Source organism: Zoogloea sp. LCSB751, assembly GCF_002028455.1.
Classification (GTDB): domain Bacteria; phylum Pseudomonadota; class Gammaproteobacteria; order Burkholderiales; family Rhodocyclaceae; genus Zoogloea.
In genome coordinates, this window is record NZ_MWUM01000156.1 from 1 (window position 1) to 278 (window position 278).

At 65.8% G+C, this 278-nt stretch carries 1 protein-coding gene; it reads left to right on the forward strand.

The genetic code is table 11. The features are described 5' to 3' along the window. A partial coding sequence (locus B4920_RS26160) for a 4Fe-4S binding protein (RefSeq protein ID WP_139379670.1) occupies positions 1 to 278 on the forward strand: 278 nt, incomplete at both ends.

Below are 278 nucleotides of genomic sequence, written 5' to 3' on the forward strand. Positions count from 1 at the left end.
GCCTTCTTCTTCAACCTGTCCCTGGTCTCCGGCCTCTGCCTCGGCTGGGTGCTGCTGCTCACCGCTACCTTCCGCCAGGGCTTTTGCCGTTATCTCTGTCCCTATGGCGCCTGGCTCGCTCTGCTCGGTCTGCTGACGCCCCTGCGCATTCGCCGTGACCCGGTCCGCTGCCTGCGAAGTTCCGGCCACGACTGCGACAAGTGCAGCCGGGCCTGCCCGTCACGGATCCAGGTGCACCAGCTCATCGCGGTGCGAAGCCTGGAGTGCACCAGTTGTCT